This is a genomic window from Desulfoluna sp. HI9BLuna (assembly GCF_056829775.1).
In genome coordinates, this window is the sequence record NZ_CP186555.1 from 8543 (window position 1) to 25695 (window position 17153).

At 54.6% G+C, this 17153-nt stretch carries 2 protein-coding genes; both read right to left on the bottom strand.

Annotated elements, in window-relative coordinates; translation table 11 throughout:
- Window positions 1-9369 (bottom strand): RHS repeat-associated core domain-containing protein, encoded by a 9369-nt coding sequence (locus ACOYW0_RS00040; protein WP_482416580.1) that lies wholly within the window; start codon window positions 9367-9369, stop codon window positions 1-3.
- A gap of 215 nt (window positions 9370-9584) precedes the next feature.
- On the bottom strand, window positions 9585-17036 hold the full coding sequence (locus ACOYW0_RS00045) for an immunoglobulin domain-containing protein (RefSeq protein ID WP_482416581.1): 7452 nt from the start codon (window positions 17034-17036) through the stop codon (window positions 9585-9587).
- Between the last annotated feature and the right edge of the window lie 117 nt (window positions 17037-17153).

Sequence of the window (17153 nt, forward strand, 5' to 3'; positions counted from 1 at the left end):
TCATTCTCCCTCGTCGATCCATTTGTCCTTTTTAATTTCTTTCATCCTCAATCCTTTATCACGATTACTTTTGTAGATTTCTCTTTTCCGCAAATTTTCACCACCAGTAGAATTATTAAAAATTGAATCGTTAGGATGACGATTACCTGTAGTGTGAATATTACCTGTAGGATGTCCTGGACCTGGCAGATCATCTATTACACCACCATATTCAACCGGAATTTGTCCTCTATGGTGGGGGGCAATTTTTGTACCTCCAGAATTACCTTTTAAGTAGCCATCTCTTTGTTGTGACGTAAAAGGCCCTTCCATCACAGTTGGTTCAGCATTCCAAGCTGGATCTAAATCACTTTTAACGTGTCCTTCCGGAACTATAATATTTTCACCTCTATAGTTCTTAGGGAGCTCTGAACTACCAACAATAGCATTTCCACGGGGATCAACGTAAACCGTCTGATCAATGCTTAGACTTAGATCTGCATCTACTGGCTTTAAAGTAATATCAGTCGAACCAACAGGGCTTTCAACAGTAAGAATCTTATCAGCATCATGAATATTATCTGTAGCATCAGTAAGACGCTCTGCTTTCTTCAATGTACCTAATGCTGGTACAAACGGCAGAATTGCACCAACAGCATCTAATGCAACATCACCAGCCGCAGACCAAGATGGTTTTGCAACCCAAGAGACAGCACTTGCACCCAAAGAAACGTAGTCACCAGCGTATGGTACTGCCATACTACCAACACCAACACCAGTTGCAGCAATGACTACTTTGTCCCTTGTCGATGCGTTTTTATATTGTCGGGCAAGGGCTCTTTTCTTGTTTTTAATATAATTGGGGTTTCTTCTATATTGCTCCAATGCAGAATATTTCTGTTTTAAAACAGGATAACCTTTAGCACGGGCTTCCGCTTCAATTTTTAATCCGCGGGTTGCCTTTTCTTGTTCATGCCTAATATTTACTCTGCCTAAAGTAATATGTCCATCTGGATCCCAATAAACCATCGGGTTAGAATAAGCATACAAATACCGATGCAAACTCGGCGGCAACCCCTGCTCCCCCAGATAACTATCCTGCGAAATAAACCGCGCCGTATCCGGGTCATAATACCTTGCCCCAAAATAGACGAGCCCCGTCTTTTCATCGTGCTCCTGCCCGGTGAAAATCTGCCTGTTCACGCTTGTTCCGCTCTGGCTGCGGATATGTCCCCAGGGATCGAGGTTGTAACTGACGCGGGTGGAGCCGTCGGTATTGGTGAGGTTGACGGTGCTGCCCAGGGCATCATGGTGGTAGTACTGAACCTCACCACCTGTATCCAGGCTGATGAGCCTGTCGGCGTAGCGGTAGTGGGCTAAGAGGGAGTTATCGGAGGCGTTGCGCTCTTCGATGACGGCGCCGTCGTCGTAGAAATAGTCGACGTCGCCGCGCTCGCTGAGGCGGTGGCGGACGCGCAGGCCGCTGGCGTTGTAATCGTACTGGCCGAGGATCTCCTGTGAGGCCGGAGGCCCGCGGGTGATCCGGACAAGCTGATTTCTGGAATCGTAGCTGTAGCGAGTATCCTGAGTTGTCAAAGAGCTGTTGGTTTTAAGGACTGTGTTGCCATTTTTATCATAGGCGTAGTCGATGGTAAAGGGAGCCGCCTCGTCGGTGTTGTCGGTGATCTGGATGAGCCAGTTGGTCTCGTCGTAGGTGTAGGTGCGGCGTTTATTCAGGACGCTGTTTTCAGTGACGGTTTCGGTTTTGCGGTTGTAGTTCTCATAGGTGTAGATGGTTTGCGTGGGGATGGGGCCGGTGACGTTAAAATCGGTCAAGCGGTCCAGGGCATCGTAGTTGTAGGCGGTGGTTTCTGTGACGCCGCTTTGGACCTCCACCTGGGTTTTGCGATTGCCGTTGGCATCGTGGGTGTAGGTGTAACCGGAGACCAGGGTGTCGGTGCCTGTGTTTTTGTGCTCGATACCTTCGAGGCGGCAGGTGGTGTCGTTGTAGGTGTAGCGGGTTTCGGTGCCGTTGGGGTAGACGATGCTCTTCTTGAGGTTGTCGTCCCGATAGGACCAAGTGGTGGTATCACTCCCGACCGTGGCGGTCTTCAATCGGTTGCGGCTGTCGTAATCGTAGGTGGTGGTGCCTGCATCGGTGGTGACGGTCTTGCGGTTGCCGTTGTCAAAATAGGTGTAGGAGATCTCGACTCCCCGCTGGGTTGAGCTTTCCAGGCGATCAAAATCATCAAAGACGTTGACGGTGACATCGGTGAGGGAGCCCGCATCCCCGGTCTTGGTTTCTGTGATCTGGGTGACGTTGCTGTTGCCGTCGTAATCGGTGTGGATGTGGGTGGTTTCCAGGAAGCTCGCCTCTGCCTCCGGGCTCCAGCTGTCGGTCTGGCGGCCCAGGTCGTCGTAGGCATAGGTAAAAACCTGGTCCTTGGCATCCACCATTTCGAGGAGGTTCCCCTCGTCGTCGTAATCGGTGTAGGAGACGGTGAGATTGCCTGTGGCCTTAAGCGAAACATGCTGGATATGGGCGGTCCTGCGGTTCAGGTTGTCCCAGGTGTACTCGGTGTGGACGGAACCCGGGGCGTAAGTGTGCCTCAGGTTGTCACCGGCGTCATAGGCATAGGATGTCTCAAGCCCTCCTTCGGAGACCTTTTTCAGGCGGTCGAACCCGTCGTAGGCCATCTCTTTTTTGTTACCCAGGGGCTTGACGGTTTCCGAGAGGTTGCCGTGGGCGTCGTAGTTGAACACTGTGGTCTCACCGCCGAAGGAGACGGTTTTCTTCCGATTTTCGCCGTCATAGGTGGTGGTGGTGACGTAACCCAGCTCATTTTCGTGGGAGATGAGGTTCCCGACCCCGTCATAGAGGCGGGTTTCGGTGACCTTCCGGCCGTCGTCCGTGTGGGTGGTGACGTGGAGCAGGCCGCGGTCGTTGTAGCTGTATTCGATGCGCACGCCTTCGGCATCTGTCTCGGCGGTGAGGTTGCCTAAGTCGTCGTACTCCCGGGTGGCGGTGGTGAGCCCTGCCCGCTCCACGCGGACCACCCGATAGAGGTCGTCATAGACATTTTCGGTGAGAATGCCTCGTTTGTCTTCTACGGTTTTTACGTTGCCCACCTGGTCGTAGGTGGTTTTCACGGTCTGGGACAGGGGGTCGGTGACCAGGGTGAGACGACCCAGGGCATCGTACTCCCGCTTTTCTGTTTTCAACCTGCGATCGGTGATCGTTTTCACCCATCCTGTGGGATAATAGGTGGTCTTGGTGGTTTTCAGTGCGGGGTCCGTGACCTCCACGGGGAGGTAGAGAGCGTTGTAACGGGTTTTGGTGACATGGCCCCTAAAATCCTCTTCCTGAAGGATGTTGCCCATGCCGTCGCGCTCCAGCACAGACCGGGACCGCACCAATTGGGTGCCGTCCTCTTCCAGAAAGCCCTGCTGCGTGATGGTTTTCAACCGGTCTTCGGCATCGTAGGTCTGTGTCACCACCGTGCCTTTGGGGGCCGTGGTGGTATGGATGTTTCCGTTGGCATCAAAGGTGTTATGTGTCACGTGGCCTTCGCCGTCGGTGGCCTCTTCCACCAGGCCGCGGAGGTCACGCTTCCAGGTCCGGCTTACCTGGTTGCCGTCGGTTTCCAGGGTGAGGTTGCCTTGCCCGTCGTAGCGCTTGCGCACCACAAACCCGTCCGGATCTGTGATTTTCACCAACCGGTTCCAGGGGTCAAAGGCCTGCTCGGTGGTTTTGCCCAGGGCATTGGTCACGGAGGTGATGTTGCCGGAGGCATCGTGGGCATAGGCCGTTCGAATCTCGCGTCCGTCAAGATAGGCTCTATCGGCGACCTTGCGGTCCTGAAGGTCATAGGCAAAGGTTTTTTCGTTTTTCTCTTCGTCGGTGGTACCGATGAGGTTGCCCCGGGCATCGTAACGCCATTCAAAGGTATCGGTGAGGGCATTGGTCCGCTTGGACTTCTGGTAGCGGCCATTGTACTCAAAGTGGGTTTCTTCCTCATTCTGATCCGTGACGGTTTTCAGGTTGGCGTCCGGATCGTCTCCGTCGTAATACGCGTATTTCACCTCCCCGCCGTCTTCGCCGTGGACAACGGTCAGGGTGCGGCGGTTCAACTTGTCGTAGCCGTGGGTGGTGCGCGTTTTGGCAAAATCGACGGTCTCGGTCAGGTTGCCCTCCCCGTCATATTTCATGGACATGGGGAGCCCCAGCCGGTTGACCGTTGAGGTGCGCTGGTTCAGCTCGTTATATTCGTGGGTGGTGGCCACGGCTTTCCAATCGGTCTCGCTGGTGAGGTTGCCGTTCTCGTCGTAGAGGTAGGATTTCACGCCACCGATGCTTCGAGTGACGGTCTTCACCTGATTCCGCGGATAATAGGTGTACGTCAGGCCAAGGCCGTTGCGGTCGTTCTCTGACAGGAGGTTGCCTTCGGGATCATAATCATAGTTGAGACTATGCGTGGCGCCGTCGGCAAAGGCGTTCACAGGCAGGGTCACCTTTGTTTTGTAATCGAGGTCGTCGTAGGCGGTGACGGTTTTGAACCCCCTGGGGTCGGTGACGGCCACCAGCCGACCCCGCACATCGTAGTCGTAGTCTGTTTTGCTCCCCTCGGGCAGAACCACGGTATCTGGGTTGCCCTGGGCGTCGTAGGTATAGGTGGTCACAGGGGAAGACGGGTTCTCCCCGGCGGGGACGGTCATGGTCACCCGCTCTCCATACTCATTGCAGGTATAGGTGACGGCGATGCCGAGCTTTTGGTTTTCTCCGTCCTTGTATGAGAGAAGGTTGCCCTTTTCGTCATACCCCCACTCCTGGGTCACCCCGTTTTTATCCTCGCGTGTCAGGGGCTGGCTGAACTCATTCCACGTCGTTTGGATACTGTTCCCGTATTCGTCGGTTTCTTTGGTGACGTTGCCGTTTGCATCGTAATCGTAGGTGGTGAGGTTCTTGTTGCTGTCCTCCCGGGAGGTCATGACGTTGTCGGGCTTGCCTTCGGTGATGCTCCAGGTCATCTTGGTGACTTTGTTCAAAGGCTCGTGGATCTCGACGGGATTGCCGTAAAAACTGAGTTTGTAGGTGGTGGGGTTTTCACGCAGGTCCACGACAGTCCGTGTGTTGCCGGTCTTGTCGTAGGTAAATTCGGCATCGGCGCCCCCCGGATAGGTGACGGTCTCCAGGGCCTCATAGGAGTCGAGGAGACCTGCCACGTTGATCAGGCTGTCAAAGGCCCCTACGCCGTAATATGTGTATTCGTAGCTGTGCTTGTTGCTGTCCGTGGTTTTTGTCAGGTTGTACTCAAAGGATCGGGGGAGCTTCTTTTCATAAGCGTAGGTCTCGGACCGGTCAGCACGGGTCACTTTTTTCAGAAGCCCGTTCTCGTCGTACTCGTAGGAGACGGCAATCCCGCCGGAGGCGCTCACCCCGGTCAACCGCCGCTCCATGCCCCAGGTGCCGCTGGGAATGTTTGCATAGGTCAGGAGCATTTCACGCCCCACGGCATCGGTGACCCTGGAGACATGGTTAAACACATCATACTCAAGGGTCACGGTGTTGCCGTTGCGATCCTTGATTGTCTTGAGATAACCGGTCCCTTTGCCTGGCGCCATCTTGAAGTGCGCTTCGTCATCCCCTGCGGATATCAACCAGGGGAGAGCCGGGTTGCCATAGATATAACGGGTTCCGTCCTTTGACGTGTAGGTGATGGTGGCGTCGGAAACACGCAGCTTGCCGTGACGCCCCCGGTCGGCGTACCACGTGTCCTCGACTTTCCTGAAGCTGGTGCCGTTGACCGTGATGTAATCCCACCCCGATTCTTCGGAGGGGATGCGATCCGGGGTGAAAAAATCGTCTTTCAAGTCGTCCACCCACTTCGGCAGGGGCCGGGTCTCGTCTCGCCCTGCCTTCCGGCAGATGACCTTTTTGTCATAATTGTGGCTCCAGCCGGGCCCGAAGGGCATAAACCCATGGGCTTTTGACTGGTTGTTGTAACTCCGAGAAAAAGCAAGGTCCGGCCCCCTGCCCTTAAGCTGAAAATCCTGGCGGGACAGATTAAGGGAACCATCCTGGATCAACACGTTGTGAACCATGACCTGGCCGAGGACGTGGCCTTCCCGCCTCAGCACCATACGCCCCTTGAACCGGACCTGCCGCGTATGACCACGATCCGCAGGGGTGGCCTCAAGAACCGCTTCGAATGTCCTTCCGGGCATCAACCCGGCATCCTCAAGGGACTCATAATCCACGGCAAAACGATAATTCCCCGGAACCAGAAGTCGTTCTGGTACCAGAGTCCCTTTTTCATCCCCTTCATCATCCAGAAGCTTGACGCTGACGTAGGCCTCGTTTTCCACATAAAACGGAACAATCTGAAAACTGTCCAGATAGGGCACCTGATCGGCGGGAGGTGCGAACTGAGCAGCCTGGTAGCTTCGGGAGACGTTAAATGTTTTTGAGGATACGGAACCGCCTTGGGCACCATCGCCAGCGGAGGGCGGCACAGGTTCGGTACGCACGAGTTCGGGAAAAGAGTATTGCCAGAGGATATTTGCGTCATCCCCCGCCTGAAACAACTGCAGCGTCAGCAGGTCTTCAGGCTCGATGGTCCTCAGGACATCCACATCATCAAAAAGAAAGGTTCCGTCCGCTCCCACCGTCGCCGTTACATCCACATCATTCAACGCGAAGACAAACTCACGGCCAAACCCGTATGCATCCATCACGGGCAGGTCTTCCATGAAAAGAGCGTAGGTATTTGTTAAAGAGGAAAACAGAGACGGCAGGTCGTAATGCCCATACACCCGGGGGGCCGTTGCCATACTGTCCAGCAGAAGGGATTCATCCATGACCAGGTTATGCAGGGAAAACTGCATCTCCGGCCGATACACCCAATCGTACACCGGTTCCACCGGGGGCAACGTTGCAGGGTCTGCCCCTTCGCTGATCAGTTTCCTCCGAAGCGACTCGGCCGCTTCCGTGGCGACGGTGTCATAGACGGGAACCATCACAGGTACGTAATGGGCAGGCCGATACTGCAAGAGGCCGTCCCCCGCCCCGAGGCTCTTGAAGTCCGCAGCGGAAGAAAAATTGGGGTTTCTTTCGACCGGTTCGCCACTCACCTGGATATAGTAGTGCCCCTTCTGGGAATCCGGGTTGTCCCCCCTGGGAAGTTTTACGACCTGGGTATGGATACCGGGCCGAATCTCAAACTGTGCCAGCTTGGGACAGGTCTCCCCGTCCATCGGGGTCTCATCGGGTGTGCCGGAATCCTTGGCAAGAAACGAGGAGGCATTGTCCAGTTCATTGACATCCACCACTTTGGCGATGCGGCCGGTGAAGCCCATGAGGTCTTCGGGGAGAGAGGAACCGTCCCAATCCACCCATTCGGTGGTGATTTTAATGATATCATCGCTGTTAAGCCCGGAGCCTTCGAAACCGATCAGATACTCCTTGTCCCCCTTGTCCAGGCCGGTATCCACCATGTAAGTCCGCTCAGCCCTGATCTTCAGGTTTGGGGGGCGCATCTGGATTTCCGGCGGCGTAAAATTAATCAGGCCACTGCCCTCTGAACTGAGCCCCACCTGAACCCTCTGGGACCCCATGTAGCCTGTGGAACGGTTAATCATAACCACCTTGACCCATTCCCCGGGCCGTATATGATCGGCATTCCGGCGACAGAGGTCGGCATTGAGATTTGATCTCGCCCCCCAGTCGGCAATGGACTCGGCATGGGGTGCCGTGGGGATGGGGCCCCGCATCTTGATGCGGTAGTTAACACGGGCTTCGGTCTCACTGGTAATACTCCCGGCAACGGGTGTTTCTGCCGGTTTCAAACCTTCTCGATACGTAATGAGCATCCCGGTGGACTCACGAAAAATCAAGGTATCGGTATTTCCCAGATCTTCCCTGGATATGCCGGTCAGCAACCCGTAATCGCTCAGCCCCGTCTGCGATGTACCCGCAAGATCGGGTTTTTCATCGAGTTCAATCCGCTTATTGGGCTTTTCGGTTGCCGGGTTATGCCCGTTGTACCAGACAGATAGAAACCACACGCGTTTGTTTTCATCGTTGTACTCCCGGCTATACCGAAGCGTGTCCTCGTCCCCGTCGCCATCGTAGTCCCCGTACTTTGTAAATGTGTCGGTGGAGCCGTCGTATACGGTCTTTTCAACAAGGGGGAGAGTCTCCGGTGTTTTTTCGCTGCTCAACACGCCATCATGTTTTTCGTTTTTAAGAACGGCCTCTCCGGTAAGCATGGCCAGGTCCACGGTGAGCTTTACAGGCGTACTGGCATCAATGTCAGCCTTCATACCCGAATAATACGCTTCTTGTGTCTCCAAGCCCGATTTAGCTGCAACTCCGATTGAGCCCATGGGCATCACGCCTTCTGAATATCCCATGCAAAAATCAAAAACCGGCCGAGATACGAAGTAACGGAGGAGTTGTCTCCGTGACTTGGGGTTGAAGGTTTGAAAAGCCAACTCGCCAACCACATCATGCTCATATGTGAATGTAAATCCGGGACAGGGAGGAATAACGTATTTCAACATAAACCGACCGTTCTCATCGGCGCTGTCCTGGCCCATGGGATACAGGTTGGAGTAAATCTTAGCCCCTTCCAGGGGCGCCCAGAGTTTGTCTTTCTTGTGATCGTAGGAATAGAGCCCCATCTGCCCGGAGTCATCTTCCCAGTCTCCGTTCTTGGAATAAAAGGCTGCTTTGTAGCCTATGTTATGGGGAGATTGATAGAGAACCTGACGGTCATCCTTCTGCAGAAGAAGAGTCACGGCTTCGGGGTCAATAAAAAAATCGGGGCTCAGGTCAACGGGATCCTCCGGTATGGATTCAGGACGACCGAGATTAACGGGGGACTCGAGAAGGATTAGGTCCATGCCCTGGCTGTAGAGATAAGCCGAAGTTCGAACCACCACACTGTATGTGTCCTGACTTTTCAAGGCAGGCTTGTTCCCATAGACCGTTCCGTCGGCAAGATGAAAGGTCTGCTCCAGATATTTTTCCCTGGTCAGTACCTGATACGCATCGGACTGCCCTTCATAAGACGCTTTCAGTGCCATGAATTCGGCAACATGAGCCCGGAACGTGTGGACAGGCATCACAATGGCATCTTCAAGACTCCCCACGGCCTCACCCAACTCATCCGGCACGTTCACCTCTCCATCGGTGGTGTACTCCACCCATATGGGATTCCCGGCATCAGAAAGCACCAGCCCCTTGCCCGCAATAAATCCCCCCTTAAACGCCGGGCCACCGCTGCCAACGGCATGGCGGGAGGACACCGGGTTGAAAAGGAAAAGGACAACCATCATGGAGGTCAGAATCGTTGCTTTCAAAAAGGATTTCATCTGTCTCAGGTTCATCTGCGTATCCAGGTCTCGGAGTTGGGTGATATATGTACGCCTCCGGCAGCCTTGCCGGGGACCAAACGTTTGCAACGGGACAAAAAAACAGGTCCAAAAAACCAAGCTCTTATTTTGAAGTGCCGCACTTTGTACGTCTTTTTTTCAAAAGACAGAACGAGATCGGTTTTGCAGTGGCACACCCCACCGCTGGAGGCCACTCTTTACCCTGAGCTCTATTGCAGCTCAAAGGTCAGCTGAGCCATGGAAATGGTGCCGTCCACATACTCCTTGAGCAGGGATTGCTTGGCTTCATCCACGACGGCGTAACCGAGGTAGTCCAGACGGCGAACGGAAACGGGGCGCTCGCTGGTCACTTTATAGTGTTCCTTGTCCACAAGACCTACCCCTACGGGAACGAGCTGCATGGCGTCGGGATCGTAGCCCACGAGGACCACCCGGTCTCCCAGGTTTTCCACGTACTCATGGGTGCCGTAGAGCTTGGGCATTTTCACGGTGAGTTCCAAGGTTCCCCTCACCTCGATGCCCATGGGCTGGATGGCGAAAACCCAATGAGGAATCGCAACAGGATTCAAACCGCAACCGACTTTGTCCAGGGGGGTGAACTGGGTATGGACGGAGCCTTGGGACCTGCCGTCGGGGAAATGAAGAATTGCCTTCTCCAAGTTGAGATTCAACTCGTTTCCGGCCAGCAGGTTATCGGCTTTTCGGGACACAACAAGACGGAAGGGCTCCTCGGGATTCAGGACGGGGACCTTGGTAACGGGTATCTGGTTCAGCATCCCCTCCTGCACGTTGATCCAGCTCTCCACGGTACCGAATTCCGGGTTTTCCATGGCCGGATTCACGATAAGACGGTACTTGCCCGGGGGAATCACTGCATCGGCCTTATCCCCAAATCCAAAGGCAAAATTGCCGCCATCCGAAGAGACCGTGGTCCGGCCAAGCTCGGGGATAGTAATTTTCAAGCCGTCCAGGGACTCGGTGAACTGGGTGCTGAGCATCCCTTTGATGAAGGTGGGTCGTGGACGCACGGTAAAGACGCTTCGGGAGAGTTCCTCTTCTCCGTTGAGGAGTTTCACCGTTACCGTTGCGGTGTACCCCAAGTCCCGTTCCGGGTAAAAGGCCACCATGGTGTTGCCGGGCAGTACGGACACACCTCCGGGGACCGGCTCATTGCTGCGGTGGATCTCTTCCATGGAAACGATACTGATTGCGGTGATGTCTGCGCCCTTTTCCGGCTGGGTCCACACCTTGCCATGCACGGTCTCATACACCTCGAAGGAGAGATTGGAAGGATCTGCCTCTTTATTAAAATAGAAAGCAATAAAGGCGTTGGGTTCCACGCCTTCGGCGTTGTTGGCCGGTTCCTGCCGAATTACTTTCAGCGGCATATTGTCAAGGTTTACCACAAGAAAACGACATCGGGTTTGTGCCAGGAGTTCGCCTCCGGCACTGTGAACGGCAACGCTCAATTCACGATAGCCTTCTGTGGACGTCGCCGTGGGCGAGCCATGGACAGTGGCACCCGAGCGGGTCAATTCCGTGAGAGGCACGCCGTCAAGAAGAGCTGTCACTGTATCGGACTCATGAATGCCAGGTATACGAAGGGTGACAGGCAATTCCATGGCTTGACCGGAGACGGTTCTCCGAGAGCCGTCCACCGGGGAGATAACCTCAATGGCTACCCCGCCGTCGTACCGAAGGGAGAAGGAGCGATCCGTACGTTTACCGGCCATATCCCAGGCCTCCACAAAAAGAACCACATCACTGCCGGCAGGAAGGATCAAATCAGAGGCGAAGTCAAAAGCATCGCCCTGGGCCGGGGTGATCGATGGCTGAGTTCGCACCAGCACCTCCCCTTCAAGGTTGCGCATTTCCACGGCCACACCTGCCAGGTTGGCTTCGATGATGCGCCCTGTCACGGCAAGGGGGTTTTCGACAATCTCTAACGGCTCGCTGTCACCGAGCAGGGCCTGGGAGGTAATCTGAATAACCGGCGGTGCTTGATCCTGCCCCACCTCATAGGTCAGCTCTCCGGTTTCTCCTGTGGCATCCGTTGCGGTAATACGAATGGTGGCCTGCTCACCGGCGTTTATATCGATCAGCGTTTTAAAGGAGACCTGTGTCCCGCTGCCCGTAAGGGTCGCGGGCGTTCCATTGACCTCCACCGCCGTGATGGCGGCTTCTCCCCGTATCATGCCCTTCACCGCGACCTCATTTTCCGTGACCATTCGGCCGGGAAGGGGTGAAAAGACTTCAATGGTGGGCGGTGTTGCGTTCGCCACAGCCTCTTCGTCGGTATAAATCACAACGGCCTGCGCTGAGACGTTCCCGAAAGGCGTCTCCACGATCACCTTCAGAAGGTTGTGTCCCTTGATAAGACCAGAGTGCTCAAAGGAGAAGGTGTAATCACCGTCTGACCCCGTGGGGAAAGTCAGGTTCTCGTCATGGATCACACGGATCTGCTCCGGAGGCAGGCTGGACCGAATTTTCCCGGCAAAAGTCACCTGATCGGTCGTCACCACCGTACCGGTCACCGGCGAGGTGATGGAAATAATCGGCAGAGAGGCGGTGCCGGCCGTCACAGTAATCACCTTTGTCACAATGGTGCCGTCTGAAAGCACCATGGTAAGGGTAATGGTGTTAAGGCCCAGCTCCAGGGGGACCTCACCGACAATGGCACCACTGGCATCCAGCGTGATGCCAAAGCTCTGGCCCGTATACCGGTCGTTCGCGGCAGAGATGCTCTGGACGGTTGTCCCCGGAGCCAGGGCGTAGCCCGACAAAGAGATCATGAAATCGTTGGTGACCCGCTCTTCAGGTCCTTCGAGGGTAAGTTCCGGCTCGGGATCGACCACCACAATGAGATCAACAGTCCGGCTGGTCTGACTGCCCGCACCGTTTGTCACCACGCAGTGGTACTCCCCGCTTTGATCGTGAAGAACGTTCTTCAGCTTGAGGGTGCTTGATGTGCCCCCGGCGATGGAAGCCCCATCCTTGAACCATGTGTAACCGAGTTGTGAGCCGATGGCGTCCACCGAGAACTCGGCACTGGCCTTCTCGTCTACGGTAAGGCTTGCCGGTTGTGTTTCGATAAGAGGGGGTGCCAGGTGAACGGTCAACGCTGTGGGGGTGGTCGTCACCACCCCGCCCTCTTGCACGCCCCCAACGGTTGTGACGTTGGAGGTACGACAGGTGATCATGCCCCCATGGTAACTCAAGGGCGTGCTGTCGATAACGAGTTTGGGCTGGGTGGCACCTTCAATGGGCTCCTCACCGATATACCATTGCCAGGAGCAGAAAGTCCCTTCCGTCTCCACCTCGAGGGAAAAGGAATCGCGTTCCGTAACCTCACGTGCGGCAGGTGACTGCGTAAGAATGAGTGGGGGGGCGAGTACCACATCCAGAGGGACCTCTGCGCTGGTTACGATGTGGTCCACACCCTCCCAGCTGTTGGTTACCGCACAGGAAATAAGAACCCCATCATCCTTGTAGTCGGCTTTGGCAAGGGTGCAGGTGGATTCGAGACCATTGTCGCTGACCGTAACGCCCCCGTCCATGGCCTTGCCGTTTTTCATCCATTGATAATTCAAATGCGAGCCGATCATCTTTACGGTAAAGGTAACGGACTCACGCTCCGTCACTTTTGCTGCCTTTGGCTGTTCGGTGATGACCGGGGGTGCAAGGGTCACGACAAGGGTTGCAGGGTCTGTTACAAGGGTGCCGCCTTCAGGGCCGGTGGATCCATCCATGGCATTGCTGATGCGACAGGTAACCACGGCATCGTCATCGGAAAGGGGCGTTGAGGAACGGGTCCATGAGGCGCCCGTGGCTCCCGCCACGTCTTTTCCACCTAGCATCCACTGGTACGTAAGGTTGGTGCCAATGGCCTTCACAGAAAAGGTTGAAGACCCTCGCTCCACCACAGTCACATCCGTGGGCTGCTGTTCAATGGCCGGAGGGGCAAGCAGAACATCCATGGCCACGGATACAGACTCAACAAAGTGACTCTCACCGTTCCAGGCGTTGGAAACGATGCAACGGTACACAGCTCCGTCATCTTCATAGAGGACCGGATCCAGGGTCAGGGTATTCTCGACTTGCCCTTCAATGGCAGCCCCGTTTTTCTGCCACTGGTATGAAAGGTGAGATCCGACAGCAACGGTGGTAAAGGTTACGGAACCACGCTCCATAACGGTCTGGGCCACAGGCTGGGTTGTAATCACGGGCGGGGTTAGGGTCACCGTCAGTTGGGTTGAGATGCTCTGGGCCTTGCCGCCTTCAATCTTGCCGTTGATCTCCCGAGTATTTGAAGCCACACAATGATACGTCGCCTCGTGATCACCCAGAGCAACCGCATCGACATGAAGGATGGCGTCGGTGGCACCGCCGATAAGAATTCCGTTTTTAAACCACTGGTAGGTCACGAAAGTACCGAGAGTCTCCACCGAAAGATCCAAAGACTTGCCCTCTTCCCGTGTGGCTGTGGGCGGGGTGTCCAAGGTGATAACAGGGGACGCCAGGATCACGTCGAGGGCAGCCTCGGCGGAGATTACGCTGTGGGTCTGCCCGTTCCAGGAGTTGGAGATAAGGCACCGGAAAACAGCGCCGTCGTCATCATAAGAAGCCGGGTCCAAGGTCAGGGTGTTTTGGGTTGCCCCCTCAATGGGCACTCCGTTTTTTTGCCATTGATAGGTAAGAAGGGAACCGGAGGCCATGGCAGTGAAAGTCACGGAACCCCGTTCGGTAACGGTCTGGGTCACAGGCTGGGTAGTAATCACGGGCGGGGCAAGGTTCACGGTCAGTTGGGTTGAGGTGCTCTGAACCTTGCCACCTTCAACCTTGCCGTTGATTTCCCGGGTATTTGCAGCCACACAGTGATACGTCATTTCGTGATCATCCAGAGCCACCGCATCGACATGAAGGACGGCATCGGTGGCACCGTCGATAAGAATTCCGTTTTTAAACCATTGGTAGGTAACAAAGGTACCGAGAGCCTCCACCGAAAGATCCAAAGACTTGCCCTCTTCCTGTGTGGCGGTGGGCGGGGTGTCCAACGTAATGACAGGAGGGGCCAGAATCACATCAAGGGCTGCTTCGGCTGAGATGACGCTGTGATTCTGCCCGTTCCAGGCGTTGGAGATAAGGCACCGAAAAACAGCGCCGTCGTCATCATAAGATGCCGGGTCCAAGGTCAGGGTATTTTGGGTTGCACCCTCAATAGCTACTCCATTTTTTTGCCATTGATAAGCAAGATGGGAACCGGAGGCCATGGCAATGAAAGTCACAGAACCTCGTTCGGTAATGGTCTGAGCCACAGGCTGGGTGGTGATCACGGGTGGTGCCAAATCCACAGAAAGCAATGCGCTGTGGCTTGTGACGATGCCGCCTTCCTGGGTCGATCCTGCATCCAAGGTATTATCGATGCGGCAACTGAACCGACGTCCATGGTCCGCAAGGTAGGTGGTGCCGATTGTATAGGAGGAACCCTCAGCCCCCGGAATTTCGATACCATCCCTCAGCCACTGATACGTCAGCCCGGTGCCCACGGCAGAGACAGAAAAGGTCACCGGTTTATGCTCGGTCACATGCTTTGCATGGGGTTGTTCGGTAATGACAGGCGGTGCCAGGATCACATCAAGAACCGCCCCCAGACTGGTCACCACATGGCTTTCGCCATTCCAGGCATTGGAGACCAGGCACCGGTACGTTGAACCATCAAAGCCGATATACGGCACCGGATCGAGAACATAGGAAGGCGCCGTGGCACCAGGCACAGGCACACCGTCCTTTTGCCACTGGTAGGTGAGATTTGACCCGGTGGCTGTAACATGAAAGGTAACCTTCGATCGTTCCATGACAGCCTGGGAGAGAGGTTGTCGACTGATCACAGGCGGTGCCAAATGGACTGTAAGTACAGCGGATTCACTGATCACGATTCCGGCCCGGTTGGTGACCTGGCAGGAAAGTTTCGCCCCATGGTCATCAAGGGACACCTGGGGGAGGTTGTATGACGTTGCGGTGGCTCCGGGTATGGGTTCGCCGTTTCGTTTCCATTGATACGAAAGATCCAGGCCTTTGGCATCAATGGTAAAAGAGGCCTCTTCACCTTCCAGCACTTCTGTGTTCTGGGGCTGAGCAGTTATGACCGGTGCCGGAATTACCACATCCACCGAGATCACGTTTGTCGGGTACCCTTCGGTTCCATCTATGGTGGCCCCCACCACATAGTAACGATACCTTCCGTTGACTGTCATGGTGGTGTCGGTCCATTTTGTCGTATCATAAGGCAAGGGGGCATCGGTGAGTTGCTGAAAGCCATCCTCTCCGTCAATCTGCCGGTATACAATGTACCCTGCTGGCTCGAGACCGGGATTGCCTGGTACCGGCTCCCAGGAGAGTTCAACCGAACCGATATCGGTGGATTCGGCCTTAAAATGTTGCACATAAGGCAACTTATCTGAACCCAGCGGGCTCTCATAGGCATCGGGAATACCGTTGCCGTTGTCATCTACCCGGGGGGCGTCGCTTATCCTTAAGTCGTCCAGAACAAAGGCGCTTCCCTCACCGCTGCACCCGGTCTTTTTTCTGAAATCAATCCAGATTTCGGTTCCTTTGTAGAGATCAAGGGGGATAGAGTCCCAAATATAATCCGTGCTGTTGTCTTCCGGAGTATAGGTCCGGACATAGCGATGAACCATTTCAACAGGGTCCCCCCACATCCGGTAATAAACGAAGTGGATATCTATATAAATTCGATCTCCGTAAAGAAGCCCTGTTAGAAAATTAAAGTCGTCCTGATAATCCCAAAAATTGCCATACCCGAAATCGTCGGTATCCAGGGTTCGTAGATCCATCTTGTACCAAAACGACAAGGTTGGGTTTTCGGCATCGTAGGGTATATGAACCCTGTTCTTCATGCTGGCCCGGACAATATGGCGTGAGCCCCACTCAAGGACCTGGTCCGATTCACTTGGGTTACTGTCCAGGTGATAATTCCCGCTGAAATTATCCCATTCGCCATGGGCCTCTGAGATTGCCCAACCGGAATCATCGGGGATCACAACCCCTGGGACAACACTGTCAAAACTCTCTTCAAAGGGGAAAGGTGTGAGGTTGTAATCAGCATAGGCTGAGTTTGACTCTGCAGCGACGCCTCGCTTGCCGTCACTGGAGACAGCCACAATTTTATAGGTGTACTCTGTTGCATTTCGGATGGAATCGTCACTAAAGCTATCGGTTTCCGGGGGAAGCAATTCCTGAAAATTCAATAAAAAGTCCCTGGTACTGTCCTTACACCGTCGATAAATCTTGTACCCGGCAATGGGGTAAACCTGACGTTCCAGGGGTGACCATGAGAGATCCATGCTGAGTTCACTGCCATTGACAGCAGTAAAGTTTTCAGGGGGAGGTAGAAGATTTCCGTTTGGTGAATAATCCAGATTATCCGGAATACCATCATCATCGACATCTGAGGGCCCGGCATTGCAAATGGAGAAATTATCCACAACAAAGAGACGGCTTCGTCCCCACCGTGACATCGCCTGACGAAAGGCGATCTTGATCTCCTTTCCTTTGTAGTCGGAAAGATGAATCATCTTCCATTTGAAATACTCCAGGGTGTTATCCCATCGGGTTAAGACCAACACGGTATCTACATCCACTCTATCCCCGTTTTTTACGTAAACATCGACATAGATACGATCTCCAAACTTGAAAAGCCTGGATTTAAACCAGAAAAAAAGGACCGGATTCGATGCGTCGGAAGGAATGGTAACAAA

Excerpts from the sequence above, each read along its gene's own strand:
- ACOYW0_RS00040 (WP_482416580.1), bottom strand. The coding sequence starts at position 9,369 with ATGAACCTGAGACAGATGAAATCCTTTTTGAAAGCAACGATTCTGACC.